Below are 25,029 nucleotides of genomic sequence, written 5' to 3'. Positions count from 1 at the left end.
GCCACCCACGTTACGACGGCGCGGTTTCCGGAACCTTGACCCGGAACCACGCCGCGTACAGCGCCGGCAGGAACAGCACCGTCAGCACCGTGGCGACCAGCAGGCCGCCCATGATCGCCACCGCCATCGGTCCGAAGAACGCGCTGCGCGACAGCGGGATCATCGCCAGCACCGCCGCCAGCGCGGTCAGCACGATCGGGCGGAATCGGCGCACGGTTGCTTCCACGATCGCCTTCCAGGTCTCCGCGCCGGCGGCTCGGTCCTGTTCGATCTGGTCAACCAGGATCACCGAATTGCGCATGATCATGCCGGCCAGCGCGATCGTGCCGAGCATCGCCACGAACCCGAACGGCACCCGGAACACCAGCAGGAACAGGGTCGCGCCGATCAGCCCGAGCGGCGCGGTCAGCAACACCATGAAACTGCGCGAGAAACTGCGCAGCTGCAGCATCAGCAGGGTGAACACCACGAACAGGAACAGCGGCATGCCGGCCTTGATCGAATCCTGCCCGCGCGCCGAATCCTCGACGGTACCACCGATGTCGATCGAATAGCCGTACGGCAGTTCCGCACGGAGTCCATCCAGGGTCGGCGAGATCTGCCCGGCCACCGTTGCCGGCTGGGTACCGTCGTAGATGTCGGCGCGCACGGTCATGGTCGGGCGGCGGTCGCGGTGCCAGATGATGCCGTCCTCGAAACCGTATTCGAGCGTGGCGACCTGCTCCAGCGGCACGCTCTGGCCACTGCCGGTCGGCACCGCCAGGCTGCCGAGCATGTCCAGTCCCAACCGTTCCTCCTCCGGTCCGCGCAACAGCATCTCGATCAACTCGTTGCCCTCGCGGTAGGTGCTCACGTGCGAACCCGACAGCGAGCTGGTCAGGAACTGCGCGACCTGTGCGGAACTGATGCCCATCGCCCGCGCGCGCTCCTGGTCGATGTGCAGGCGCACCACCCTGCCCGGCTCGTCCCAGTCGAGATTGACGTTGGTGACGTGCGGGTTCTCGCCGATCCTGTCGCGGACCTTGTAGGCGATCTCGCGGATCTGCTCGATATGCTCGCCGGACACGCGGAACTGCACCGGGTAACCGACCGGCGGACCGTTCTCGAGCCGGGTCACGCGCAGCTGCAGATCGGGGAACTGCGGTATCACCTCGTCGATCACCCATTGGCGCACCGTCTCGCGCGCCTCGATGTCCTTCGGCATCAGCACGAACTGGGCGAAGTTGGCGGCCGGCAACTGCTGGTCCAGCGGCAGGTAGAAGCGCGGCGAGCCGGTGCCGACGTAGGCGACGTAATTGACCAGGTCGTCGCGCTCGGCCAGCAGGGCTTCGAGCTTCTCTGCCTGCGCGGCGGTCGCCTTCAGCGAGCTGCCCTCGGCCAGCTCCATGTCGACCATCAGCTCGGGACGCACCGAATCCGGGAAGAACTGCTGCGGCACGAAGCGGAACAGCAGTACCGAAGCGACGAAAATGCCGATGGTGGCCGCGATGACGGTCTTGCGCCGCTGAACACACCACAGGACCAGGCCACGGAAGCGGATATAGAACGGGGTCGCGTAGGGGTCATGGTCGCGGCCATCGTGCGGCGCCGGGCGGATCGCGTCGCCCAGCAGCGGGTGCCGGCCTGCCAGCCGGTCGGCCCACCGCTGGCGCCGGGCATGCCAGCGCGCGGCCAGCGAACCGGGCTTGAGCGGCGCGGCGTGACCGTGATCGGGCAACAGCTTGTCGCCCAGGTACGGGATGAACATCACCGCCGCGATCCACGACACCAGCAGCGCGATGGTGACCACCTGGAACAGCGAGCGGGTGTACTCGCCCGTGCTCGACGCCGCGGTCGCGATCGGCAGGAAGCCGGCCGCGGTGATCAGGGTGCCGGTGAGCATCGGGAAGGCGGTGCTTTCCCACGCGAACGCCGCCGCCTTCAGCCGGCTCAGCCCCTGCTCCATCTTGATCGCCATCATCTCCACCGCGATGATCGCGTCGTCGACCAGCAGGCCGAGCGCGAGCACCAGCGCACCGAGCGATATCTTGTGCAGGCCGACGCCGAAGAACGCCATTACCGCAAAGGTCATCGCCAGCACCAGCGGGATCGACAGCGCCACCACCAGGCCGGTGCGCAGGCCGAGCGAGAAGAAGCAGACCAGCAACACGATGGCGACCGCCTCGGCCAGCACTTTGACGAACTCGCCGACCGACGCGTCCACCGCGGCGGGCTGGTCGGCGACCTTGTGCAGCTCCATGCCGGCCGGCAGGGTGTCCTGCAGGCGGGCGAACTCCTGTTCCAGGGTCTTGCCGAGATCGAGGATGTTGCCGCCGTCGCGCATCGCCACACCCAGCCCGATCGCATCCTGGCCGCGAAAACGCATTCGCGGTGCGGCCGGATCGGAGAAGCCGCGCGTCACCTCGGCCACGTCGCCGAGCCGGAAGCTGCGGTCGCCGACCCGGATCGGGAAGTCGCGGATCTCGTCGACCGATTCGAACCGGCCCTCGACCCGCAGCGGCACGCGGCTGCTTGCGGTCTCGAAAAAGCCGGCCGGGACCATCGCGTTCTGCTGGTCCAATGCGTCCTTCACAGCCTGCGCCGGCACCCCGAGCGTGGCCAGCTTGACGTTCGACAGTTCGATCCAGACTTTCTCGTCCTGCACGCCGAGCAGCTCGATCTTGCCGACGTCGGGCAGTTCCTGCAGGGCCAGCTGCACGCGTTCGGCATAGTCCTTGAGCACGGCGTAGTCGAAGCCCTCGCCGGTCAGCGCGTAGATGTTGCCGAAGGTGTCGCCGAACTCGTCGTTGAAGAACGGCCCGATCACTTCCGCCGGCAGGGTCGGACGGATGTCGCCGACCTTCTTGCGCACCTGGTACCAGAGCGGCTCGATCTCCCTGGAGCGCATCGAGTCGCGCGCCGCGAAGATCACCTGCGACTCGCCCGCGCGCGAGTACGAGCGGATGAACTCGTACTCGCCGGTCTCCATCAGTTTCTTCTCGATCCGCTCGGTGACCTGGGTCGAGACTTCCTCGGCGGTCGCGCCGGGCCACAGGGTCCGGATCACCATCACCTTGAAGGTGAATTCCGGGTCCTCGCTGCGGCCGAGGTTGAGGTAGGAAAGCGTGCCGGCGATCGCGACCACCAGCATCGTGTAGACGACCAGGCTGCGATGGCGCAGCGCCCATTCGGAAAGATTGAATCGCATGTCCGCCTCAGCGTCCGGTGGCGGCGGAAGGATCGACCGCCTTGTCGTGCACGGGGGCCAGTGCGACCACACGGTTGTCCCGATCCACCGGCGCCACCTTCAATCCCTCGCGCAACAGATGCCCGCCCGCGGCGACCACCCAGTCCGATGCGGCGATGCCACTTTCGACCACGACCTGGTCCTGTCCGTAGGCGCCGGTCTCGACCGGCTGCAACCGGAGTTCCGAACTTTCCGGATCGACCACGAACACCGCGCTGCCGCCCTCGACCTGCTGCAACGCCGCCAGTGGCACGCCAAGCCGGGCCCGGGGACCCCCATTGAGATGCACGCGTGCGCTCTGGCCGAGTTCGAGCGTGTCGACCGGCGCATCCACGGTCACCCGCACCGCGAAGGTGCGCGACGCCGGATCGGCCGCCGGCGACACCTCGCGCACGAGCCCGTCCCAGCGCTGACCAGGATGCGACCACAACTCGACCTGCACCGGCCGGCCGACGGTGACATGGCCGATCGCGCGCTCGGGCACCGCGATCGCGACCTCGCGCTCGCCGTCGGCGGCCAGCGTGAACACCGCCTGCCCGGCCGCGACCACCTGCCCTGCCTCGGCCTGACGGGTCGCGATCACGCCATCGGCCGGGGCACGCAGGCGGGTGTAGGCGGTCTGGTTGTCGGCCACCGCGAGGTTGGCACGGGCCGCATCGACCTGGCCCCGCGCGGCGGAAGCTGCGGCCTCCTGGGCATCAGCCGCGGAACGGCTGACCAGTTGCTCTCCGGCCAGCTTGGCGAAACGCGCCTGGTCATCGCGCGCGCGCTTGAATTCGGCTTCGGCGGCAGCCAGCTGCGCCCTGGCCGCGCGCGCCTGGGCGGCATGGTCGCTGCCATCGAGCACCGCCAGCACTTGCCCCGCCTTGACCCGGGCGCCGACATCGACCCGGCGCTCGATCATGTTGCCGCCGACACGAAACGACAGCGGACTCTCCTCACGGGCACGGACATCGCCGGCGAACGTACTGGTCGCTGCGGTCATCTGCTGCGGCTGCGCCACCAGTACCGGGCGGGGTTTCTCGACCGCCTCGTGGCCGCCCGAACAGGCGGCCAGCACGACCGGCAACGCCAGCAGGATCGTCAATCCGGCACGGCGACCAGGCAGGGATAGTGAAGTGCGCGAGCCGGTGGGGGGCGTGGAGCGCATGAGTGGGGCCTCAGTCGAAATTAATGAACCAGGCGGTACTGTATAAATATCGAACCGCGTAGTCTAGTATTACCTCATGCCAGCGAACCGCACCCCCGCCAGCCCCCCCAAGCCGACCGGCCCGGGCCGCCCCAAGGACCCCGCCAAGCGCGCCGCGATCCTCGAGGCGGCCAAGCGCATCTTCACCCAGCAGGGTTTCGACGGCACCAGCATGGACAAGGTCGCCACCGAGGCCGGTGTATCCAAGCTCACCGTCTACAGCCACTTCGGCGACAAGGAAGGTTTGTTCTCGGCCGTTGTCAGGGCGCACTGCGAGCAGCAGATGCCCTCATCGATGTTCGAGAAGCGGCCGGACATGCCTTTGCGCGAGCGACTGATGGAGATCGCCCAGGCGTTCTACACGATGATCTCCAGCCCGGAGGCGGTCGCCGGCCACCGCATGATGTGTTCGCCGCAGATGGCCGAGACACCCATGATCCAGCTGTTCTGGGAGTCCGGGCCGATGCGGGTGCAGGGTGATTTCGCCCATCTGCTCGAGCGTCGGATCGAGACCGGCGAACTGCGGATCGCCGACGTGGAGCGCGCGGCCAGCCAATTCTTCACCCTGCTCAAGGGCGAACACCACGCGCGGCTGGTGTTCGGCTGCGCCGGCCCGCCCCTCGGCAGCGTGGAAGAGCATCTGAGCGCCTCCGTCGACATGTTCCTGGCCGCCTACGCGGTCCGCCCGCACGAATGCTGAGGCGGCCGTTACTTGTGTCCCGGTGACTTATGGCACTAAATCACCATCCGTGGGCAGCCTCATCCTGTACTCATCGACGAACGCATCGTCGCCACCCCCGAGCGGGCGGTCGATTAGAATGTCGGCCTTTCCGCGCACGATGAAACCAGACATGACGACGATGGACTACGCCAAGGCACGCGAACTGATGGTCGAGCAGCAGGTCCGGCCGTGGGACGTGCTCGACCCGCGCATTCTGGACGTGCTGTCCACCTTGCCGCGCGAGGCCTTCGTCGCCGAGGCCCATCGCAACCTGGCCTATGCCGACCTGCCGCTGCCGCTGGCCCATGGCGAGTTCATGATGAAGCCGGTGGTCGAGGGTCGCGCGCTGCAGGCGCTGTCGATCGGCCCCGATGACGAGGTGCTGGAGATCGGCGCCGGCAGCGGCTTCCTGACCGCCTGCCTCGGCCGGCTTGCCCGCGAGGTGGTCAGCATCGAGCGCCACGCCGATCTGGCCGACACCGCCCGCACCCGCCTGGCCGGGCAGGCCATCAGCAACGCCCGGGTCATCCATGCCGATGTCTTCAGCTGGGACAACGACCGCCGTTTCGACGCGATCTGCGTGACCGGCGCGGTGGCCGAGATTCCGGCCCGGTTCCTGCAGTGGCTACGGCCGGGTGGCCGCATGTTCGCGGTCCGCGGCCGCTCGCCGGTGATGGAAGCGGTGCTGGTCCACGCCAACGACGGCGACGATGTCAACGCCTCGCGCATCCAATCGTTGTTCGAGACCGACCTCCCCTACCTACATGGCGCGGCCCCCGCGCCCACATTCGAGCTCTAAGGAACAAGGACCCCCCATGATCCGCCGCTCCCTCGCCTTTGCCGTCGCCTTCGCGCTGGCGCCATCGCTGGCCTCGGCCGAAGACCTGATGCAGACCTACGAGCTGGCCCGTGCCGGTGATCCGCAATACTCGGCCGCCGAGTCCAGCCGCCTGGCCACCCGCGAGGGTGCGGTGCAGGCGCGCGCGGCGATGCTGCCGCAGATCGGCGGTTCCGCCTCGCTGACGCGCAGCTGGCGCGACTCCGAAGGCGGGGTGGCATTCGGCGGCGAAGTCGTGCCCAACAGCGATACCAGCACCGAATCCGACACCCGCGAGTACGGTCTGCGCCTGGACCAGATGATCTACGACCACTCGCGGCTCACCCAGCTCAAAAGCCAGAAGTCGCTGAGCCTGGCCAGCGACTACCAGCTCGTGGCGGAAGGCAACAACCTGATCACCCGCACCTCGGCCGCCTACTTCAACGTGCTGATCCAGCTGGAGACGCTGGCCGCCGCGCAGGCTGCGGAAGAAGCCGCCGAGAAGAACTTCGACTATGCCTCCAAGCGGCTGGAGGTTGGCCTGGCGCCGATCACCGACGTCCATGAGGCTCGCGCCCAGTACGAAAGCGCGCGTGCGGTCACCATCACCACCCGCAATTCGGTCGAGGACGCCTACCAGGCCCTGGCCGAGATCACCGGCCAGCCGGTCCGCAACCTCAAGGCACTGCCGGTTGATTTCCAGCCCGAGCTCCCAAGCTCATTGGGAGTGGAAGACTGGGTGCAGGCGGCACTCGGCAGCAATCCCGCATTGCAGGCCAAGCAGTACCAGCTTGAATCGGCCGAGGCCGACGTCGGTACGGCCCGTGCCGGACACTTGCCCACGTTGTATCTGGGCGGGAGCTATGGCAAGAGCCATAGCGAAAGCACCCAGACCAACAATCTCCCCCCCCGGGATATCACCGACTTCGAGAACGACAGCCGTTCGCGCAGCATCGGCATCACCCTGAACGTGCCGATCTTCGCCGGCGGCGGCACCCAGTCCGGCGTGCGCCAGGCACTGGCCCGTCGCGACGTGATCCAGGACGAACTGGTCCAGCAGCGCCGTGCGCTGGAGCGCAACGCGCGCAACGCCTACCAGACCCTGGTCGCCGGCATCAGCGAGGTCGAGGCCCGTCGCCAGGCCCTGGTCGCGGCGCAAAGCGCGTTCGACGCTTCACAGGTCGGCCTGGAAGTCGGCACCCGCACCGTGCTTGACGTGCTGCAGAACCAGCGCACCCTGTTCACCGCCCAGCAGGAGTACGCGGTGGCCCGCTACAACTACCTGCAGAACCGGCTGCTGCTGGAACAGACCGCCGGCACCCTCGATGTCGCGCACGTGCAGGAGGTCAACCGCCTGCTGACCGTCGACGCGGAGGCGCAGCTCAACCGCTGAGGACAGCTATCAACCAGCTGGAGAACGAAGGCCGGCAATGCCGGCCTTTTTCTTGGTTCTTCTCCCAAGTGAGGGAGAACTCGCCTTCAGCGAAGGCGTGGGCGCTGCCGATTGCGTTCTATTGCCGGTTCTCGCCGCTATTTCTCGCCGCTACCTGGCTGTCCCGCCGCGACCTGCCGGCCTTGACGGCGAATGTCCCCCGGGCCGCCGCCTGTGGCGGCGGCCTCCTCCTTGATTTCGCCGTCAAGGCCGGCAGGCCACGTCGGATCGCGCGGCTACACTGGAACGTGCAGCAGACCCTCCCTGGGAGCGCGCTTCTGGAACCACCGGTCATGTCCGAACGCCGGAGGTGATGGCCCTTGGGTCCGAAATCAAGGAGGAGGCGCCGGCCCTGGCCGGTGCCGGGAGACATTCGCATCCAAGGGCCTTCGCTCCCGGCGCCCGGTCATCCAACAGACCCGGCGCTTTCCCCTCGATTGGGTGAAGCTTTTTTTGCTACCCCTTGACGCCCGACTCCGGGCTCCTGCCACCGGCCATCGGAACCGGCGGCAGCACCGGTTCGATCATCGCCATGGTCCTCGCCAGCGCACCGCGGCCGGAGGCCACCAGCTCGTATCCGGCTTCGACCATGCGTTCACGCTGCTCAGGCTGATCGAGCAGACCGCCGACCGCACGCCCGACCGCGTCGGCATCGTTTCCGATCTGCACCGCGCCGGCCTCGACGAACAGGCGGCGGATCTCGGCGAAGTTGTGCAGGTGCGGACCGGTCACGATGGCGGTGCCGGTGGCGGCCGGTTCCAACAGGTTGTGACCCCCGACCGGCTGCAGACTGCCACCGACGAAGGCGACTTCTGCGCAGGCATAGAACTTCATCAGCTCACCAAGGGTGTCGACCACGAATACATCGACATCCGCATCGGGCCAGACCGCACGCGAGCGCGTGGATACCTTCATGCCCGCCATCCGCGACAACTCGGCCACGACCCGGAAACGCTCGGGGTGGCGCGGCGCCCACAACAGCAGCAGACCGGGGTTGCGCTCGCGCAGGCGCCGGTGCATGGACAGCACGGCCGCTTCCTCGTCCTCGTGGGTACTTGCGGCAATCCACACCGGGCGGCCGCCGTGATGATGCCGGCATTCCGCTGCGAAGGCCTCGATGCCGTCCGGCAGCGGCACGTCGAACTTGAGATTGCCACTCTGCACGACCTGCTCCGGATGCGCGCCCAGGCGGACGAAACGCGCGGCATCGGCCTCCGACTGTGCGGCGACCCGGGTGACCGTGCGCAATGCGCGCGATACCAGCGGTGCCAGCGCGCGATACCCGCGCAGTGAACGCTCCGACAGCCTCGCATTGAGGATGTAGAGCGGAATGCCGCGGTCGCGGCAGCCGAACAGCAGGTTCGGCCACAGCTCGGTTTCCATGATCAACGCCACGCCAGGCTTGAAGTGGGCAAGGAAGCGGCCGACCGCACCTGGCAGATCGTAGGGCAGGTAGACGTGCTCGATCTCGCCGCCCCACAACGTGTTGACCCGATCCGAGCCGGTCGGGGTGATGGTGGTGACCAGCAGGCGCAGATCCGGACGTGCGCGGCGCAGCGCATTGACCACCGGTGCGGCGGCGTTGACCTCGCCGACCGACACCGCATGCAGCCACACCGTACGCCGGCCCAGTTCGATGCCGGAAGGTGCGTCGTGGTAGCTCGCATAGCGTTCGTGCCAGCGCAGGAAGTAGGCCGGGTGACGGAAGCCGCGCCAGATCAGGTGATACAGGGTGATCGGCACCAGAAGGTAGAGCATGGCCGAATACAGGCCGCGCAACAGGCGCTCGATCAGGTCTCTCCGCATCGTGGAAGGATAACGGAGCAGCGTCGGCTGCGCGCGTGCATGGCGGCGGCCGGTAGAATCGCGTGATGCGTGACGACACCCGGGCTTCACAACCGCTACTTCCCCGCCCGCCGCTTGGTCCGCGCCATTGGCCGACGTGGCTGGCGCTGGGCGTGATGGCACTGGCCGCACGTCTGCCCTGGCCGCTGCAACGCCTGCTCGGGCGCGTGCTGGGCGCACTGGCATTCCGGTTCGCCGGCAGCCGCCGCCACGCCGCCGCGACCAATCTGGGGCTTTGCTTCCCGGACATGCCGGAGACCGAACGCGATGCGCTGCTGCGCGACAGTTTCCGCGACCTCGGCATCGGCCTGTTCGAGTTCCTGCGCGCCTGGTGGGGTGGAATCACGCCGATGCGCCGCGGCGTGCGCATCGAGGGCCTTGAACGCGTCGAGGCGATCCGTGCCGAAGGCCGCGGCGTGCTGCTGGTATCCGGCCATTTCATGACCCTTGAAATCTGCGGCCGGCTGATGTGCGACCACCTGCCGCTGGCCGGCATGTACCGCCGCTACCGCGACCCGGTGATGGAATGGGCGGTGCGCCGCGGCCGCAAGCGCTACGCGGCGGCGATGTTCGCCAACGAGGAGGTGCGCCCGGCGATCCGCCACCTCAAGCAGGGCGGCATCCTCTGGTACGCGCCGGACCAGGACATGCGCGGCAAGGACACGGTGTTCGCACCGTTCTTCGGCGTGCCCGCTGCCACGATCACCGCCACCCACCAGTTCGCGCGGCTGTCGGGCTGCGCGGTGGTGCCGTTCTTCCACCGCCGCGACGGCAGCGACTACGTGTTGCGGCTGGGCGAGCCGCTGGCGGATTTCCCGTCGAAGGACGCCACCGCAGACAGCACGCGGGTCAATGCCGCGATCGAGGCGATGGTGCGCGAGGCCCCGGCGCAGTACCTGTGGATCCACCGGCGCTTCAAGCGGCGGCCGCAAGGAGAGTCGGCGCCTTACGGACGGTGACCGCTGTCGCTCCGAATACAGTCCCTCCGCCAACTCTCCAGACGCTGTCGGGATGCCATTGCAGGACACGCCGCAGATACGTCCATGTAGGCTCGGATGCGGCATCCATGCCACATACGGTCCTGCAATGGCATACCCGACTGCGTCCCTCGCGGACCGTCGAAGCAGACCTCTACCTATTTCGGGCGACCCCCTTCCTACTCCTCCCGCGCCAACAGGCTCCCCGCGTACAGCGCCGCCAGCAGCAGGGTCAGCCCGCCCCAGAAGGTCGAGTAGAACGCCAGGTGAGTGTTGAACGGGAACACCGTCACCGCCAGCGCCAGCATCGCCGGCCGCGCGCGCTCGCGCGCCTCTACATCCGCGAAACGCCAGGCCCGCCAGGCGAGTGCCGCGCCGGCCAGCCACAACAGCAGGCCGAAGCCGCCGGTCTCGCTCAGCACCTCGAGCACGATCTGGTGGGCATGGAAGGCCGGACCCTCGCCCCAGGCGGCGAGCTCATCCGGTAACGGATCGCAGTCCGGGAAGGCCTCGCGGAAGCCGCGCGCGCCAACACCATTGAACGGATGCTCGCGCGCCATGCACAGCGCCGCGCCCCAGATCCGCGCGCGCCCCGACAACGCGGTATCGACGCCTTCCCCGTCCACGGTCATGACCTGGGCGGTGCGCTGCAGGCGCTCGCCGACCTGCGGCGACGCGAGGCCAAGCACCAGCAATGCCAGCGCACCGAAGCCGAACACCGCAGCCAGCTTCTTCCAGCCCAGCAGGCGCCAACCGGAAAACAGCAGGACCAGGCCGTAGGTGATCCAGGAGGCCCGCGAACCGGCCATCAACACCACCATGCCGATCGCCGCGGCGGCGATCACCCAGCCGGTGGCATGGAAGCGCCGGCCGGCCGCATACAGCGCGAACGGCGACAGACTGGCCAGCACCAGGCCGAGCTTGAGGTTGCACGGGCCGAGGATGCCGCTGAGCCGGTCGACCCCTGCCACCTTCTCCGGTCGGCACATGCCGCGCCCGCTGATCATCTGCTTGATCGCGTCGATGCCGGCGAACAGTGGACTGGTGCCGCTGGCTGCCTGCACCAGCGCGTCCACGGTCCAGATCCCCATGATGATCGCCAGCCCGCCGAAGGTGATCCGCCGGCCGCGCTTGCTGGCCACCGCCGAGGCGACCAGCCACAGGAACGGCAGGTAACGCAGGTCCACCGCCGCTTCCTTTAGCGCGCGCTTCACGTCGACCGAGTCGAACGCCGACACCAGCTCCGGCAGCCAATAGGCGAAGAACAGCACGCTGGTCAGCGCCCAGGCCTGGTTGCTGAGCAACTGCGCGCCGCCGCGGAAACGTGAACTGACCAGCCTGAACAACGCGACCAGGGCACCGAGTGCCAGCACCGCTTCGGCATAGCCCGGTGCCGGCCACAACGCCACGAAGGCAAGGATCCACGCCGGCGCCCAGCGCCAGCCGGGAGTGGCATCCGGGGCGGCGGCCGGGGAAACGCGATTCAGGGTCTCAGTCGAGGAGTTCGTCATAAACGGCAAGCGTGGCGTTCTGCATGGCGTGCAAGGTATAGCCCGACATCGTACCGGCTGCCGACGACGGGCGTGCGAGCATCGCCGCCGCGGTGCGATGCAGTGCATCGGTATCGAACGCCGGCACCGCGCCCACCGGTTGCAGTTCGGCGAGCAGTTCGCCGACACCGCCATGCGCCCAGCCCAGCACCGGGCGGTTGCACGACAGCGCCTCGATCACCGTGCGGCCGAAGGCCTCGGGCTTGCGCGAGAGTTGCAGCACCAGGTCACTGGCAGCGTAGGCGCGGGCGATGGCATCGGTTGGCGCAGTGAACGCGAGTGCATCGGCGATGCCCAGTTGCGCGGCCTCGGCTTCGAGTTCGGCGATATAGGTTTCGCGGCCCGCTTCGCGCGCACCGGGCAGCCACAAGCGCGCATCGAGACCGTCGCCACGCAAGGCCGCCAGAAGCAGCAGCGCATCGGCATGGCCCTTGAGCCGGGTGCCGCGTCCCGGCAGCAGCAGCAGCGGGCCATCGCCGTCGAGCGCGGAATGCAGCGCGGCAGCCCAGGCGCGCGCGTCCGGATCAGGCAACGGCGCGGGCGGGAACGCGGACGGATCGATGCCACGCGGAATCACCCGCAGCTTCGATACATCGGTATCCGGATAGTGGCGCAGCACATAGTCGCGAACGGTCGCCGACACGCAGACCACCCGCTCGCCGCGGGTCATCACCGCACTGTAGCGCGACGGCGAATTGAGCCCGTGCACGGTGGTGACGAAACATGGTCTTGAAGCCGGTGGTCTTGAAGCCCGCGGACTTGAAGCCGGTGGCCGCGCCACATCGGGCATCCCACGCAGGGCCAGCACCACCACCCAGGCCGGCAGCCGCGAGCGGGCATGGACCAGATCGACCCGCTCGCGCTCGAACAGCCGCCGCAGCGCCCGCGCGCGCAGCAGGGTCAGCGGCGACTTGCGGCCGATATCGAGAGTGATGTGTTCCGCGCCGAGCGCTTCCAACCGCGGCACCAGCCGCCCGCCTGCCGACACCACGATGGCGCGATGCCCAGCACGGACCAGCGCCTCGGCGATCTCGAGGGTGGAACGTTCGACGCCACCGGATTCCAGTGCCGGCAGGAGCTGGGCGACGGTGCGCCGACGCCCCGGTTTTGACTTCCCATCAACCACCGCAGCGCCTGGAGATCAGGTCGGGCATGGCTTTGCAGGACCTTCCGAAACATGGATGTTTCGGAAGAGCCCCCATGGACGGGTTCACGGCGTGTCCTGCAAAGCCATGCCCGACCTGATCCACTTGAATCAATCCTCAAGCACGAAGTGCGCACCGCAGTACGGGCACTGCACCTCGCCCTCGGCCTCGATCGGCAGATACACGCGCGGATGCGAATTCCACAGCGCCATCGACGGCGTCGGACAGCTCAGCGGCAGGTCGGCGCGCGACACGGTGTAGCGCTGTTCGGCGTTGGCCTGGGTGGTGTGGGTGCTGGCGACTGCGTTCATGGCGGGCGGGGCTGCGGGGTGGTGCGGGAAGGCAATTCTAGCAGCCGCACCGGGCCTGCCCTCGCCCCAGCCCCTGGCTCGCGCGCCGACCCGCGCCCGAGCGCTATGCGCGAGGGCCGGGGCCCGGGCTGGGGTAAGAGCAATGCTCAGCCCGGCAGATCGAACAGCAGCGCCAGCACTTCGTCGTCGGCCTTCAATTCCAGCGACCCGGACTCCTCGCTGTAACCCAGCGCGTCACCGGCCCGCAGTTCGCGGCCACCAACCCGCGCGCTGCCCCTGGCCAGATGCAGCCAGTATCTGCGGCCAGGATCGAGCGGATACCCGGCGGACTCGCCGGCGCCCAGCCTGGCCTCCAGGACGCGCGCGTCCTGGCGCATCGACAGGCTGCCGTCGATACCGTCAGGCGAGGCCAGCAGGGTCCAGCCGCCACCCGCTACCGGCGGGGCGACCTCGCGCTGGGCGTAGCCGGGCTCGGCGTTGACCCGGTCCGGCTGGATCCAGATCTGCAGGAAATGCACCGGCTCGGTGTCGGAGCCATTGAACTCGCTGTGCTCGACGCCGTGCCCGGCGCCCATCCACTGCAGTTCGCCCGGGCGGATCACCCCACCGCCACCGGTGCTGTCCTTGTGCGCCAGCGCACCCTCGAGCACGTAGCTCAGGATCTCCATGTTGGCGTGGCCGTGGGTCGGGAAACCCTCGCCCGGAGCGACGCGGTCCTCGTTGATCACCCGCAACACACCAAAGCCCATCCAGGCCGGGTCGTAGAAATGGCCGAAGGAAAAGGTATGGCGGCTGTCGAGCCAGCCGGCCTGGACGCGACCGCGATCGCCGGAGCGGCGTTCGATGATCATCCCGGTTACTCGGCCTTCGGCACCATCGCCTCGACGGTGATGCGGATTTCGACCTCGTCGCTGACGTTGGGCGCGTACTTGCCGACGCCGAAGTCGCTGCGCTTGATCACGGTCTTCGCGTCGAAACCGGCGGCGGCACGCCGAGCCATCGGATGGTCGGCGATCTTGTTGATCCGGGTATCGAGCAGCACCTGTCGCGTCACATCGCGCACGGTCAGGTCGCCCCAGACGCGCAGCTTGTTGTCACCGGCGGCCTCGACCCGGGTGCTCTTGAACGTGATCTCGGGATACTTCTCCGCGTCGAAGAAATCCGCACTGCGCAGGTGATCGTTGAAGTCCGGCACGTGCGATTCCATTCCGCTCAGCGGAATGGTGACCTCGACCGAAGACTGGCCGACGTTGTCGGGATCGTAGCTGACCTTGCCGTCGACCTTGCCGAAGTGGGCGATCGGGTTGGAGAAGCCGAAATGACTCCACGAAGCGATCACGTCGGTGTGGTTGGGATCGATGTCGTAGGTCACCGGGGCGGCGAAGGCCGCGACGCTGGCGGTGGCCAGGGCGAGGGGCAGCAGGGTGCGTTTGATCATCATTGACTTGAGCATGGCGGTGGATTCCAGGGTGGAGGGGCGGAGAGGCGTTGCTCAGAGGATTCGTGCGGCTTCGTCGAACGACAGCCGCGGCGAGCGCGGGAACAGCTTGTCCGTATCGCCGTGACCGAGGTTGATCAGGAAATTGGACTTGATCGTGGTGCCAGCGAAGAACGCTTCGTCGACTTTCGCGTTGTCGAAGCCCGACATCGGGCCGGTGTCCAGGCCCAGCGCGCGCGCGGCCAGCAGTACGTAGGCGCCCTGCAGGCTGCCGTTGCGGAAGGCGGCGTCATGACGGCCCTCGCGCGGGCCCTCGAACCAGCTCTTGGCGTCGGTATGCGGGAACAGGTACGGCAGTTTCTCGTGGAAGTCCTCGTCGAAGGCGACGATCACGGTGACCGGTGCGGCCATGGTCTTGGCGTAGTTGCCCTCGTCCAGCGCCGGACCCAGCTTGGCCTTGGCCTCCTTCGACTTCACGAACACCAGCCGCATCGGGCTCATGTTGGCGCTGGTCGGCCCCCACTTGGCCAGGTCGTATAGCTGGCGCAGGGTCTCGTCGCTGACCTGGCCGCCCAATTCGTTATGGGTGCGGGCGGTGCGAAACAGCTGGTCGAGCGAGGCGTCGGGCAGGGTGCTGGACATCAGGGTCTCCGTGGTGGTTCCAGGTTCGGGTCACGCGGCGCCAAGGTTACTCACCTGGATTGCGGCGCAATGTGCACGGGCAAGTGTAGAGTCTCGTCCATCGCCCCACAGTCGCCACTTCCGGAACGGATTGACCACGCCAGTGCAACAAAGCAGCACTCAATCGCCAAATCGCGACGCCACGTGGACATTCAGCGACGGCCACGCCGGCAATGTCCGCCAGGCCTCCGCGCTGGCGGCTGCGCTGGGGCGCGAGGCGCGCGACTGGACGCTGGAAGCGCGCGCGCCCTGGCGCTGGTGCGCCCCCCGCCGCCTGCCCGGCAGCCGGCATGCCTTCGGACCCGGCTTTTCCGAAGCGCTCGCGCATGGCCCGGCGGTCCTGCCGGGGCTGGCGATCGGCTGCGGACGGCAGGCCGCGCTGGCCACCCGCCTGCTGCGCCGGCACGGGGTAGCCTCGGTGCAGATCCTCGACCCGCGCATCGCTCCCCGCCACTGGGACCTGGTGATCGCGCCCGCACACGACGGCCTGCAGGGCCGCAACGTGATCACCCTGCTCGGCAGCCTGCACCCGGTCGACGACCTGTGGCTGGCAAGTGCACGGCGCGACTTCCCGGCCCTGGGCGAACTGCCCGGACCGCGAACGGCGGTGCTGGTCGGCGGACGAAGCGCGCATGCCAGCTTCGACACCGCCACCTTCGAGACACTGTTCACCCGCGTCGCCGATCGCGTGCAGACCGAAGGCGGCAGTGTGCTGGCGACCGCTTCGCGGCGGACTCCGCCCGCTGTGGTGGCGCGAATGCGCGAACGACTCGGTTGGCTGCCGGGTGTGATCTGGAGCGGTGACCACGATGGCCCGAACCCTTACCCCGGACTGCTCGGCTGGGCCGACCGCATCGTCTGCACCGCAGACTCGGTCAACATGCTGTCGGAAGCCTGCGCGACGGAGATGCCGGTGTTCGCGGCCGGCATCGAGCAGGTGGAAGGCCGACCGCGCCGCTTCGTCGACAGCCTGCTCAGCCGTGGCCGGCTGCGTCCACTCGACCCGCTGATGGCGCCGTATCCGGTCGAGCCACTGCGTGAAGCCGCGCGCGTCGCCGCCGAGGTCGCGGCGCGGCTGGGCCTGTAGCGTCAGCGCCGCGCTTCGGTCGCCATCCGCACGGCCAGCCCGCCCAGCACCGCACCCATCAGCCAACGCTGCCATCGCAGCCAGGCCGGGCGATTGGCAAGAAACACCGCAACCGAACCGGCGGTCAGCACGATCAACGCGTTCACCGCCATGCTGATCGCGATCTGGGTGAAACCGAGCATCATCGACTGCCCGAGCACGCTGCCGCGCGCGGGATCGACGAACTGCGGCAACAGCGACAGGTACAGCACCGCCGCCTTCGGATTGAGCAGATTCGTGAACAGTCCCATCAGGAACAGCCGCCGTGGGCTGTCATGCTGCAGTGCGCGGGATTGCGCATCGACCGCTGCGAACGGCGACCGCCCACCCGGCCTCACCGCCTGCCAGGCCAGGTACAGCAGGTACAGTGCCCCAGCGATGCGCAATGCGTCATAGGCATACGGAATCGCCATCACCAGCGCGGTGATGCCGAGTGCCGCACAGACCATGTAGAACACGAAGCCCAACGCCACGCCGATCAACGACACCAGCCCGGCCATCGGCCCTTGGCTGATCGAACGCGAGATGAGGTAGAGCATGTTCGGGCCGGGCGTCAGCACCATGCCCAGTGCGATCAGGGAAAAGGCGAGCAGATGGGAAGCCTCGGGCACGGCGCACCTCATGTCAGGCGATGAAAAGGTGCCCAGGCGCACGGCGGGGCATGAGGCCCACGCCGCCCGATACCGCAGCGCCGGTCACGCGGAGGCGACGATTGTACGCAGGCGATGTGAGCTGCGACGTCCGTCTCCCGGCATCGGTGTGGGGCCATCGCCGAACCCCGCCGCGGCATGGCTTCAATCCGATGCGAAGCCGAAGTCCAACCCCTGGCTGCGCGCCGCGCGGCGGATCGCCTCGCGTGCGCGGTCGAGCGCTTCATCGCGCGGGATACGGCGCGCACGGCGGTCGAGTGTGCAAGACAGGCCGGCCTCGAGCAGGTGTGCGTGCGCTGCGTGCAGCGATGTCGCGGTATCCGCATCGAGCACGCCTTCCCGGCAGGCGGCATCGATCAGGCCCGGCGTGTGCCGTGGCGCCAGCAGCGCTGGATGCTGCAAGCCATGCCGAAGCACCAGAGCCTGCAGCAGGAACTCGAGATCGACCAGCCCGCCCTCGCCCTGTTTCAGGTCGAACATGCGGAAATCGGACGTCGCCGCGTCGCTGCGATCGAGCTCGGCGCGCATTCGCCGGCGCATGTGCAGCACATCGGCGGACAATGCCGCCGGATCACGCGGGCGGGCCAGGATTTCGCCACGGACGCGTTCGAAGTCCCCGCCCAGGCCGTCGTCGCCGGCCACCACCCGTGCGCGCACCAGCGCCTGGTGCTCCCAGGTCCAGGCACGTTCGCGCTGGTAGTCCGAATAGCTGGCCAGGCTCGAGACCAGCAGTCCCTTGGCGCCGTCCGGACGCAGGCGCACGTCGACTTCGTACAGACGGCCGGCAGCGGTAACCACGCCAAGCAGGGCGACGATCTTCTGCGCCAGCCGCGCGAACCAGCGCGAAGCCTCTAGCGGACGCACGCCACTGGATGGCGTCATCGGATCGGCGTCGTAAAGGAACACCAGGTCGAGATCGGAACCGAAACCGAGTTCCTCGCCGCCCAGACTGCCGTAGCCGAGCACCACGAAGCGCGCAGCCGGTACCTCGCCATGCGCCGACGCGACTTCATGCCAGGCCAGCTCGAGCACGCGCGCGACCACGCCATCGGCCAGCCAGGCCAGCTGGCGGGCACTGTCCCCGGCATCCTGGCGGCTGTCGCGGAACGCCATCGCAATGCGGAAGCCGAGCGTCTGCCGCACCTCGTTCAAGGCCTGCAGCACGATCTCGGCATCATCGCCACCGGGCACGGCTGCGCAGGCTTCCTTCAGCTCGCAGCGGTCCGGCAACGGCCCCGAGACCCTCGCGTCGAGCAACTCATCGAGCAACAGCGGATAGCGGGCCAGGCGCTCGGCCAGCAACGCGCTCTGTGACACCACTTCGACCAGTCGCGCCAACGCGGCGGGCTGTTCGTCGAGCAGGGCCAGGTAGGCGCTGCGGCGCAGGATGTTGTGCAGCAACGCCAGCAGCCGTCGCAGTGCCAGCATCGGATGGCCGGCCCGTGCAGCGCCCTGCAGCAACGCCGGCAGCACCCGGTCCAGTCGCGCACGTGCCCGGTCCGAAAGTCCGGAGACGGCCGGGCTGCGGGCGAGGTCGCGCAACAGCGTGTCGGCCTCACCGGCCTCATCGAAACCGGCATCGGCCAGGATGTCGGTGGAACCGGCATCGGGCAGGGCATGCCAGTAAAGCGCCAATGCACCAGGCGACGACACCGCACGGCGCGGTGCCAGCAAGGCGCCGAACTCGACGCTGACAATCGCACGCTGGCGCTCCAGTTCGACTCGCAACGCGTGCCAGTCGGGAAAATCCAGTGCGATGGCGATGCGCTCGCGGGCAACCGGGTCACCAGGCAACGCGTGGACCTGTGCGTCGCCCAGCATCTGCAGGCGGTTCTCCAGCCGGCGCAGGAACCGGTAGGCCGCAGCCAAGGTGACGGCGGCGTCCGGCTCGACCTGGCGCGCATCGACAAGCGCCTGCAGCGACGGCAGCAGCGCGCGTCCGCGCAACTCCGGTTCGCGACCTCCCCGGATCAGTTGCAGCGACTGGATCAGGAACTCGATCTCGCGGATGCCGCCGGGGCCGCGCTTGATGTCGTCGGCCATGTCCTTGCGCGCGACCTCGGCAGCGATCGCGGCCTTCATCGTGCGCAGGCCGTCGAGCGCGCCGAAGTCCAGGTAGCGCCGGTAGATGAAGGGCCGCAGCGCGACCAGGAAGCGTTCGCCGGCTTCGATGTCGCCCGCTACCGGCCGCGCCTTCTGCCATGCGTAGCGCTCCCAGTCGCGGCCCTCGTGCTGGAAGTACTGTTCCATGGCCGTAAACGACCAGGCCACCCGACCGGCACCGCCGTACGGCCGCAGACGCAGGTCGACACGGTGGCAGAAACCATCGGCAGTGACCTCGTCGATCAGGCGCGCGAGTTGCTGGCCGAGGCGGGCGAAATACGCTTCCGCCGCGAGCGGACGCGCGCCGTCGCTGGCCAGCGGATCGACGACACCGTCGAGGTCGTAGCCGTAGACCAGATCGACATCGGAACTGAAATTGAGCTCGCCACCGCCGAGCTTGCCAAGGCCGAACACGATCAACCGTCGCGGTTGCCCGTCGTCGCCGCGGAACACGCCATGGCGTCCGGCGAATTCGGCTTCCAGCGCGGCCAGCGCCGCCTGCAGGCAGTCCTCGGCGAGCCGGGTGGTGCCTGCAAGGGTCGCATCGACATCGTCGAAGCCAAGCACGTCGCGCCAGATCAGTCGGGTCGACTCCGCGGCACGATGGCGTCGCAGCAGGGATTCCCATTCGCCGCGGTTTTCCGCATCGAGGGCCGGCATGGCGCTGGCCGGTGCCTGAGCATCGGCCGCCAGCCGTGCCAGCAGCGTCGGCTGCCTGCACAGCGTCGCGATCGCGAAGTCGCTGGCGCAGGCCAGCTTCGACAACCGCATCCGGACCGTCGCATCGGCCAGCGCGGCCTGTGCTTCGGGTGAGCTGGCATGCAGGCGCTGCAGTGCGCGCTCGACCGACATCGCGACCGTGTCGGAAACAGGTAGCGGGGCTTCACTCGAATTCATCCGACGATGATGGCATGGCAGAGCCGCGTCCAGCCCCGCCTTCGCGGCGAACGGCAGTCGGGTCGCGGCACGCCGGTACGCTCTTGTACTGGTCGTGGGGAAAGCGCTGGTCCGTTGGATGATCGGCGCGCCGGGGGGCGAAGGACCAAACAGAAAGGGCCGCCCATCCGGGCGGCCCTCGCAGTCACGACGCGGACCTCAGAGGCCGACGGCGGCGGCCGCGTTGACGCGCCCATGGCCGAAATGCGGATCCTTGCCCGCCTGGCCGGGCTGATCGGCGCTGCGACGCAGGATCGACTCGACCTGTGACGGGTTGATGTTGCCGCCATGCTTGCCGTAGACCAGCGCCGCGACGCCGGAGACATGCGGCGCCGCCATCGAGGTACCGGCATTCCAGCCCCAGCCGGTCAGGGTGGTGCTGATGACCATGTCCATCGCCCAGCACGGGGCGGTCACCACGAAGCTGCAGTTCTCGTTGCCCGGATAGGTGAAGTCGCCGCCCGGTGCCGACAGGTCGATGCCCGACAGCCCGTAGTTGGAATAGCTGGCGGGACGGTCGAGCGGGGTGTCGAGCGGATCCAGCGCCCAACCCTCCGGGCCGGTCGCGGCCACCGACAGCACGCCCGGCAACTGCGCCGGGAACGCGCGCAGGTTGTAGCGTGCACAGTTGTCGTCATCGTCGCAGATCTCGACACCGGAATCCTTGTCGAGGTCACGGCCATCGTTGCCGGCCGAGGCGACCACGAGCACGCCGCTGGCACGTGCATGGCGGGTCGCGCGCGCGGTCGCATTGACCAGTTCGGCGACCTCGCTGCCACCGATCGGCATGCCACCGCGGACACCGAGACTCATGTTGATCACGTTGGCGCCGGAATCGGTTGCATGCACGATGCCCTGGATGATGCCGGCGAAACTGCCGCTGCCGGTGATCGCCGACAGCACCTTGACCGGGATGACCTTGGCCTGCGGCGCCACGCCGATCACACCGCTGTTGGCGCCGGCACCGGTCATCGGCGCGGCGATGGTGCCGGCGACATGAGTGCCGTGGCTGCTGCCCGAGGTATTGCAGGCCGTCTCGTCAGGGACGAAGGAAGCGGCCTTGTCGAGCAGCAGGTTCGGTGCCAGATCGGGATGGGTGCAGTTGACCCCGGAGTCGAGCACGGCCACGGTCGCGCCGGCCCCGAACTGATCCTGGTTCCACGCGCCCGCGGCGTCGATCGCGGCATGGCCCCATTGCAGGTTGTGGAAGTTATCCATGCCTGCGGCCAGTGGCGGATTGACGAAATCGGCCTCGGAAATTTCCAGCGGTTCGATCTGGTCGAACTGGATTCCGACATCCGGGCTGATCGAGCGGATGCCGTTTATACCGGCAGCGCGAACGCCAAAGTCACTTCCGGCCTCGACGATGGCCACGCCGATCTGCGGCAGATGCGCAGTGACGGTGCCGCCCGCGGCCTGGATGCGCGTGGTCTGGGCCGGGTTCAGGCCCTTGCCGTGGGTCATGACAACGTAGGTATTGGCCTGCGCGGTGGCGAACGCGCCGAGGCCCAGAAGGGCCAGGCCGATACCAGTCGCCAGGAGGTTAGGTTTCTTCATTGCGTCTCCCCAGGAAAAGTCACTTCATGAATGCATGCGGATGCATGCGCGAAGGCGCCCCCTGTCACGCCTCATCGAACCCACGTATTCCCCGTGCCGGAGCGGCCACCCAGGCAACGATCCGGCGATGCGTGCGTGGAGACCCAACCTCTCATGGGACGGACCGTGACGCAATCGTTCCCGTGCCGATCCCGACGCTCAGGCATTAAAAAGCCCGCCCCGGTCGAAACCGGTAGCGGGCCTGCTCCCTCCCCCACGTCGGGATGCGGGATTGATCGTGAAGGATGCGTTATTGACATGCACGCTGCAGTGCAAAATAGAACTGCCGGGTTCAACAAGCAGCCGGCCCGATCGGGCAACCCCTGCGGGCGCCGACACGGCGCCCCCGCGCCGTCTGGGCCGACCCGGCGTGCCACGACCGGCACAACGCTGACGCGCAGGCCACCACGCACGTCGGCAGCCCGCGCCGTCTCTCACCGACGCGCCAACCGCATTCCTGCCCATGAGGCACGCGTCCACATCATCGGTTAGCACCTGGTCTGCGCCGATGCTTCACAAGCGTTCGCCTGCAGCGTTGATGAATGTGCCATCCACTCACGGCAACGAGGCCTCGCATGAACCCTGCCGAATCCGGAAGCGTCGATCTGCACGTCCAGTACATCGCCTGCGTCAACAACGCCGGCTTCGTGATGAGTTTCCAGACCCGCCGCCAACGCGACGGCCGCAACGCCGGTGACAGCGGCAACTACCCGATCAACCAGAGCCGGCGCATCGACCTGTCCGAGCTGGAGTTCGACGGCGACCGCCTGGAGGTCGGCGAGCTGGTCCAGCCGCGCGTGCACGCCGTGCTTGGCTCGACCCGCGAAGGCCCGATGGTGCGCTACGCGCCCAATGGCCAGACCGCGACCTTCAACGTTCGCGGCACCACCCTCCATTACTCGGTTGAACTGGCGTAGGAGCTGTCCATGTCCCCTTCGATTTCCGGTACGCCAAGCGAGTGGTTCCGCAACGGCGAGAACCTGCTGGTCCGCTTCGGCCTCAACGTCGCCGACGCCGAGGCACGGCAACGTAACGAGCGTGCACGCCTGGAGATGCTCAGCGACGCGCAGGTCAGCGCGGCGCCCGGGCGATCCTTCGCCCACGTCGTCGCGGTCAGCCGTGGCGCTGCACTGTCGATCCAGATCCGCTCCCGGGCCGAGCCCGGCTTCGGTTTCCGCATTGCCACCGGCGCCGATCCGGTGGTGGACCGGCTGTATGCAGTCGATCAAGCCGATGCCGCCGGCTTCCGCAACGCGACGGTGCGCCGCTTCCAGCACGACGCCAGGCTGATCACCGTCGACCTGATGCGCGCGCGGCAAGGCGTGCACGACCTGCAAACGCTGGAACGCTTGTGGGCCTGCGACATCTCGACCTGGCGAGTGCACCAGTTCCTCGATCCGGTCGCCGGCCGCGTCTTCACCGCCGACCACCCACGCTTCCCGCGCCAGGCGCCACGCGTCGCCGCTGCGAGCGCCGCCATGGCCGCCCGTCAGATCCCGGCAGCACTGCAGGCCGAGCACCCGGTGCGGGCCGGCGTGGTCTGGGCCGACGGCGCCGCCGAGCAGCGGTTCGACCGCATCCAGGTGCAGCGCGAGGACGACCCCGACCAGACCCCGATCGGACTGCTGCGCGTGCACTTCTTCGTGCTCGACGAAAACTGACCGGCGCAGTGTGGACGCGCGTACTCCAAGGACACCCCATGCTAATCACCATCACATTCGAAGGCGCCGCCGAGCGCGACATCGCATTGCGCGTGGACCCGGCCCAGCACCTGCAGCAACTGCGTACCCTGCTCGCCGAGCGCGCCGGGCTGCAGCCCGAGGAGCGCTTCCTGATCGGCCGCGTCGGGCTGGACCCGGCTGCGGAAGAGGAGACGACCATCGCCGATCTGATTGGCGAGGACCGCATCTTGCGGGTCCGCGCACGGCCAGCCGCAACCGTGCCGGCGGACCCGGCACCCGTCGAACCTCCTCCGGAAAGGCCCATCAAGCCTCCAGCTGAAACGCCTCCCGCCACCGCGCCTGCGCAGGACACGCGCGATCCGGTGCGTGCCAAGGCGCCCGAACCGACACCATTGGAGGTCGCCTGGGGCCTCGCCCCCGGTGACGCCGCGCCGGATCTGATCGAAGCGTTGCGCGCGCAGATCGCCCATGTCGAGGCCGGCACTCCGGACGTGTTCGCGACGTTGCCGCTTCGTACCGTCCGCATCGTGTTCGCGACGCTGGGTCTGGATCGCGGCTTGCGCTTCGGCCCCAATCTCCCTGCCTCCGATACCATAGGTCCCGACAGGTTCGTCCTCGACACCCGCGAGTTCGGCTCGCGTTCGGCGATGTCGCCGGTGACCTACCTGCACCCTGATCGTCGCCCCCGCTTCCCCGAGCCCGGGTCGCTGCGGCGCGAGTTCGTCGCCACCGCGAGCCAGGCGCTGCACGTGCTGCGCGAGCGCGGCGTCCACGCCAGTCACGCGTCCGGCAGCTTCGCCGGGTTTGGCCTTGACGCCAGCTTCCGCCAGGACCTCGAACGGCTGCGTCGCAGCGAGACCACCACGATCCACCTGTCGCTGGAAACCTTCGTGCCGCGGGTCAGGCTGAGGCTGCAGCCGCAGGAGGACCTGCGCGCATCCGACGCGTTGCTCGCCGCAGTCGAACAGGTACTGGGCGACCGGCGCGGCGGCCGTGGCGAGCAGTACCAGCGCCTGCATCGGAACATCTTCCACCGGTTCGGCTACTTCTTCCCGTGCGACTTGGTCCTCGGCGGGCAACGGGTGCGGACCCTGCTCATCGAGAACCAGGACAGTGAGGAGCAGGAGCAGCTGGTGCGCGAATTCAAGCTCGGCGCCGCTGCCGACGTACAGACCTCCAAGGGCCGCCTGGTGGCGGAGGCCGGCAGCGGCCACAGCGAGCAACGCTCGCTGCAGGATCGCTACATCGATCAGCTGCGGCGCGAGGAGGTGCGCGTGGTGGGCGGCGACGAGGCGCTGGGCATCGACGACGCCCAGGAAGCAGGCTGGGTGCGCAGCCTGGACCGCGTGGCGAGTTGGCGGGTGATCGACAATCGGGAGCTGCTGCCGATCCTGCATTTCCTGCCGCCGGCACTGGCCCACCCTTGCGTCGCACTGATCGACGAGTTCGCGCGCAGCCACGTCAACCGGCGGCTGACCGCACTCGACATGTCCCAGTACATCGCTCCGGCCAACCGCGACTTGCTGCTGGACCTGCTATGAGCGCCACCCGCATGTCCGTGCCGGCCGGATGCCGGTCCCTGTCCCTGATCCCAGGAGAACCCC

Annotated in this window: 20 protein-coding genes; 8 read left to right on the top strand and 12 right to left on the bottom strand. The window is 68.2% G+C overall.

Features of this window, described 5'->3' with window-relative positions; all coding sequences use genetic code 11:
- Positions 1–10: 10 nt before the first annotated feature.
- Both FKV23_RS02500 and FKV23_RS02495 read right to left on the bottom strand, forming a co-directional pair.
- Positions 11–3,187 (bottom strand): efflux RND transporter permease subunit, encoded by a 3,177-nt coding sequence (locus tag FKV23_RS02500; RefSeq protein ID WP_141622439.1) that lies wholly within the window; start codon positions 3,185–3,187, stop codon positions 11–13.
- Positions 3,188–3,194: 7 nt separating this feature from the next.
- Entirely contained in the window at positions 3,195–4,376 is a 1,182-nt protein-coding gene (locus tag FKV23_RS02495) for an efflux RND transporter periplasmic adaptor subunit (RefSeq protein WP_141622438.1), read from the bottom strand.
- A 76-nt stretch (positions 4,377–4,452) separates the two neighbouring features.
- On the opposite strand from FKV23_RS02495, the gene FKV23_RS02490 reads away from it, so the two are divergent.
- The 3 genes from FKV23_RS02490 to FKV23_RS02480 all read left to right on the top strand — a co-directional run bounded on the left by FKV23_RS02490 (position 4,453) and on the right by FKV23_RS02480 (position 7,346).
- Positions 4,453–5,115 carry a TetR/AcrR family transcriptional regulator gene (locus FKV23_RS02490; RefSeq protein ID WP_141622437.1) on the top strand — a complete coding sequence of 221 codons (663 nt, stop codon included), beginning with the start codon at positions 4,453–4,455 and terminating at the stop codon, positions 5,113–5,115.
- Positions 5,116–5,266: 151 nt separating this feature from the next.
- Entirely contained in the window at positions 5,267–5,935 is a 669-nt protein-coding gene (locus tag FKV23_RS02485; protein ID WP_141622436.1) for a protein-L-isoaspartate O-methyltransferase family protein, read from the top strand.
- Between the two features lie 16 nt (positions 5,936–5,951).
- Positions 5,952–7,346 (top strand): TolC family outer membrane protein, encoded by a 1,395-nt coding sequence (locus tag FKV23_RS02480; RefSeq protein ID WP_141622435.1) that lies wholly within the window; start codon positions 5,952–5,954, stop codon positions 7,344–7,346.
- A gap of 495 nt (positions 7,347–7,841) precedes the next feature.
- Here FKV23_RS02480 and waaA read toward each other — a convergent pair whose 3' ends face one another.
- The gene (gene waaA / locus FKV23_RS02475; protein WP_141622434.1) at positions 7,842–9,191 is read right to left on the bottom strand and encodes a lipid IV(A) 3-deoxy-D-manno-octulosonic acid transferase; all 1,350 of its coding nucleotides are present in this window, start codon (positions 9,189–9,191) and stop codon (positions 7,842–7,844) included.
- Positions 9,192–9,256: 65 nt separating this feature from the next.
- On the opposite strand from waaA, the gene lpxL reads away from it, so the two are divergent.
- On the top strand, positions 9,257–10,189 hold the full coding sequence (gene lpxL, locus FKV23_RS02470) for an LpxL/LpxP family Kdo(2)-lipid IV(A) lauroyl/palmitoleoyl acyltransferase (RefSeq protein WP_141622433.1): 933 nt from the start codon (positions 9,257–9,259) through the stop codon (positions 10,187–10,189).
- A 197-nt stretch (positions 10,190–10,386) separates the two neighbouring features.
- On the opposite strand, the gene FKV23_RS02465 is transcribed toward lpxL, so the two are convergent.
- The 6 genes from FKV23_RS02465 to FKV23_RS02440 all read right to left on the bottom strand — a co-directional run bounded on the left by FKV23_RS02465 (position 10,387) and on the right by FKV23_RS02440 (position 15,293).
- Positions 10,387–11,718 (bottom strand): O-antigen ligase family protein, encoded by a 1,332-nt coding sequence (locus FKV23_RS02465; RefSeq protein WP_141622432.1) that lies wholly within the window; start codon positions 11,716–11,718, stop codon positions 10,387–10,389.
- Complete coding sequence (locus FKV23_RS02460) at positions 11,699–12,883, bottom strand: glycosyltransferase (RefSeq protein WP_141622431.1); 1,185 nt, start codon at positions 12,881–12,883, stop codon at positions 11,699–11,701. Before FKV23_RS02460 ends, FKV23_RS02465 begins: the two co-directional genes overlap by 20 nt.
- Before the next feature lie 129 nt (positions 12,884–13,012).
- Positions 13,013–13,213 carry a zinc-finger domain-containing protein gene (locus FKV23_RS02455; RefSeq protein ID WP_141622430.1) on the bottom strand — a complete coding sequence of 67 codons (201 nt, stop codon included), beginning with the start codon at positions 13,211–13,213 and terminating at the stop codon, positions 13,013–13,015.
- A gap of 146 nt (positions 13,214–13,359) precedes the next feature.
- Positions 13,360–14,064 (bottom strand): pirin family protein, encoded by a 705-nt coding sequence (locus tag FKV23_RS02450; protein WP_141622429.1) that lies wholly within the window; start codon positions 14,062–14,064, stop codon positions 13,360–13,362.
- 5 nt (positions 14,065–14,069) lie between these two features.
- Positions 14,070–14,666, bottom strand: coding sequence for a YceI family protein (locus FKV23_RS02445; protein WP_141622428.1), 597 nt, complete (start codon positions 14,664–14,666; stop codon positions 14,070–14,072).
- 39 nt (positions 14,667–14,705) lie between these two features.
- A complete protein-coding gene (locus tag FKV23_RS02440) occupies positions 14,706–15,293 on the bottom strand; it encodes a malonic semialdehyde reductase (protein WP_141622427.1) in 588 nt (195 codons plus the stop codon).
- A 142-nt stretch (positions 15,294–15,435) separates the two neighbouring features.
- Between FKV23_RS02440 and FKV23_RS02435 the strand changes: the two genes are divergently transcribed.
- Complete coding sequence (locus tag FKV23_RS02435; protein WP_141622426.1) at positions 15,436–16,419, top strand: mitochondrial fission ELM1 family protein; 984 nt, start codon at positions 15,436–15,438, stop codon at positions 16,417–16,419.
- Between the two features lie 2 nt (positions 16,420–16,421).
- Here the strand turns inward: FKV23_RS02435 and FKV23_RS02430 are convergent, their stop codons facing one another.
- The 3 genes from FKV23_RS02430 to FKV23_RS02420 all read right to left on the bottom strand — a co-directional run bounded on the left by FKV23_RS02430 (position 16,422) and on the right by FKV23_RS02420 (position 21,704).
- Complete coding sequence (locus tag FKV23_RS02430; protein ID WP_208543222.1) at positions 16,422–17,069, bottom strand: LysE family translocator; 648 nt, start codon at positions 17,067–17,069, stop codon at positions 16,422–16,424.
- 183 nt (positions 17,070–17,252) lie between these two features.
- Positions 17,253–20,108 carry a bifunctional [glutamate--ammonia ligase]-adenylyl-L-tyrosine phosphorylase/[glutamate--ammonia-ligase] adenylyltransferase gene (gene glnE / locus FKV23_RS02425; RefSeq protein ID WP_141622425.1) on the bottom strand — a complete coding sequence of 952 codons (2,856 nt, stop codon included), beginning with the start codon at positions 20,106–20,108 and terminating at the stop codon, positions 17,253–17,255.
- A gap of 198 nt (positions 20,109–20,306) precedes the next feature.
- Complete coding sequence (locus tag FKV23_RS02420; protein ID WP_208543221.1) at positions 20,307–21,704, bottom strand: S8 family serine peptidase; 1,398 nt, start codon at positions 21,702–21,704, stop codon at positions 20,307–20,309.
- A gap of 614 nt (positions 21,705–22,318) precedes the next feature.
- Between FKV23_RS02420 and FKV23_RS02415 the strand changes: the two genes are divergently transcribed.
- From FKV23_RS02415 to FKV23_RS02405, 3 genes are read left to right on the top strand one after another with little or no spacing between them, the layout of a single operon-like run.
- On the top strand, positions 22,319–22,660 hold the full coding sequence (locus FKV23_RS02415; protein WP_141622424.1) for a hypothetical protein: 342 nt from the start codon (positions 22,319–22,321) through the stop codon (positions 22,658–22,660).
- 9 nt (positions 22,661–22,669) lie between these two features.
- Entirely contained in the window at positions 22,670–23,404 is a 735-nt protein-coding gene (locus FKV23_RS02410; RefSeq protein ID WP_141622423.1) for a hypothetical protein, read from the top strand.
- A 38-nt stretch (positions 23,405–23,442) separates the two neighbouring features.
- The gene (locus FKV23_RS02405; protein ID WP_141622422.1) at positions 23,443–24,966 is read left to right on the top strand and encodes a hypothetical protein; all 1,524 of its coding nucleotides are present in this window, start codon (positions 23,443–23,445) and stop codon (positions 24,964–24,966) included.
- Positions 24,967–25,029 lie beyond the last annotated feature (63 nt).

It is taken from the genome of Lysobacter alkalisoli (assembly GCF_006547045.1).
In the GTDB taxonomy this organism is placed as follows: Bacteria; Pseudomonadota; Gammaproteobacteria; order Xanthomonadales; family Xanthomonadaceae; genus Marilutibacter; species Marilutibacter alkalisoli.
The sequence above is the reverse complement of the archived record's forward strand: the minus strand, read 5'-3'. Positions and strand labels throughout refer to the sequence as shown.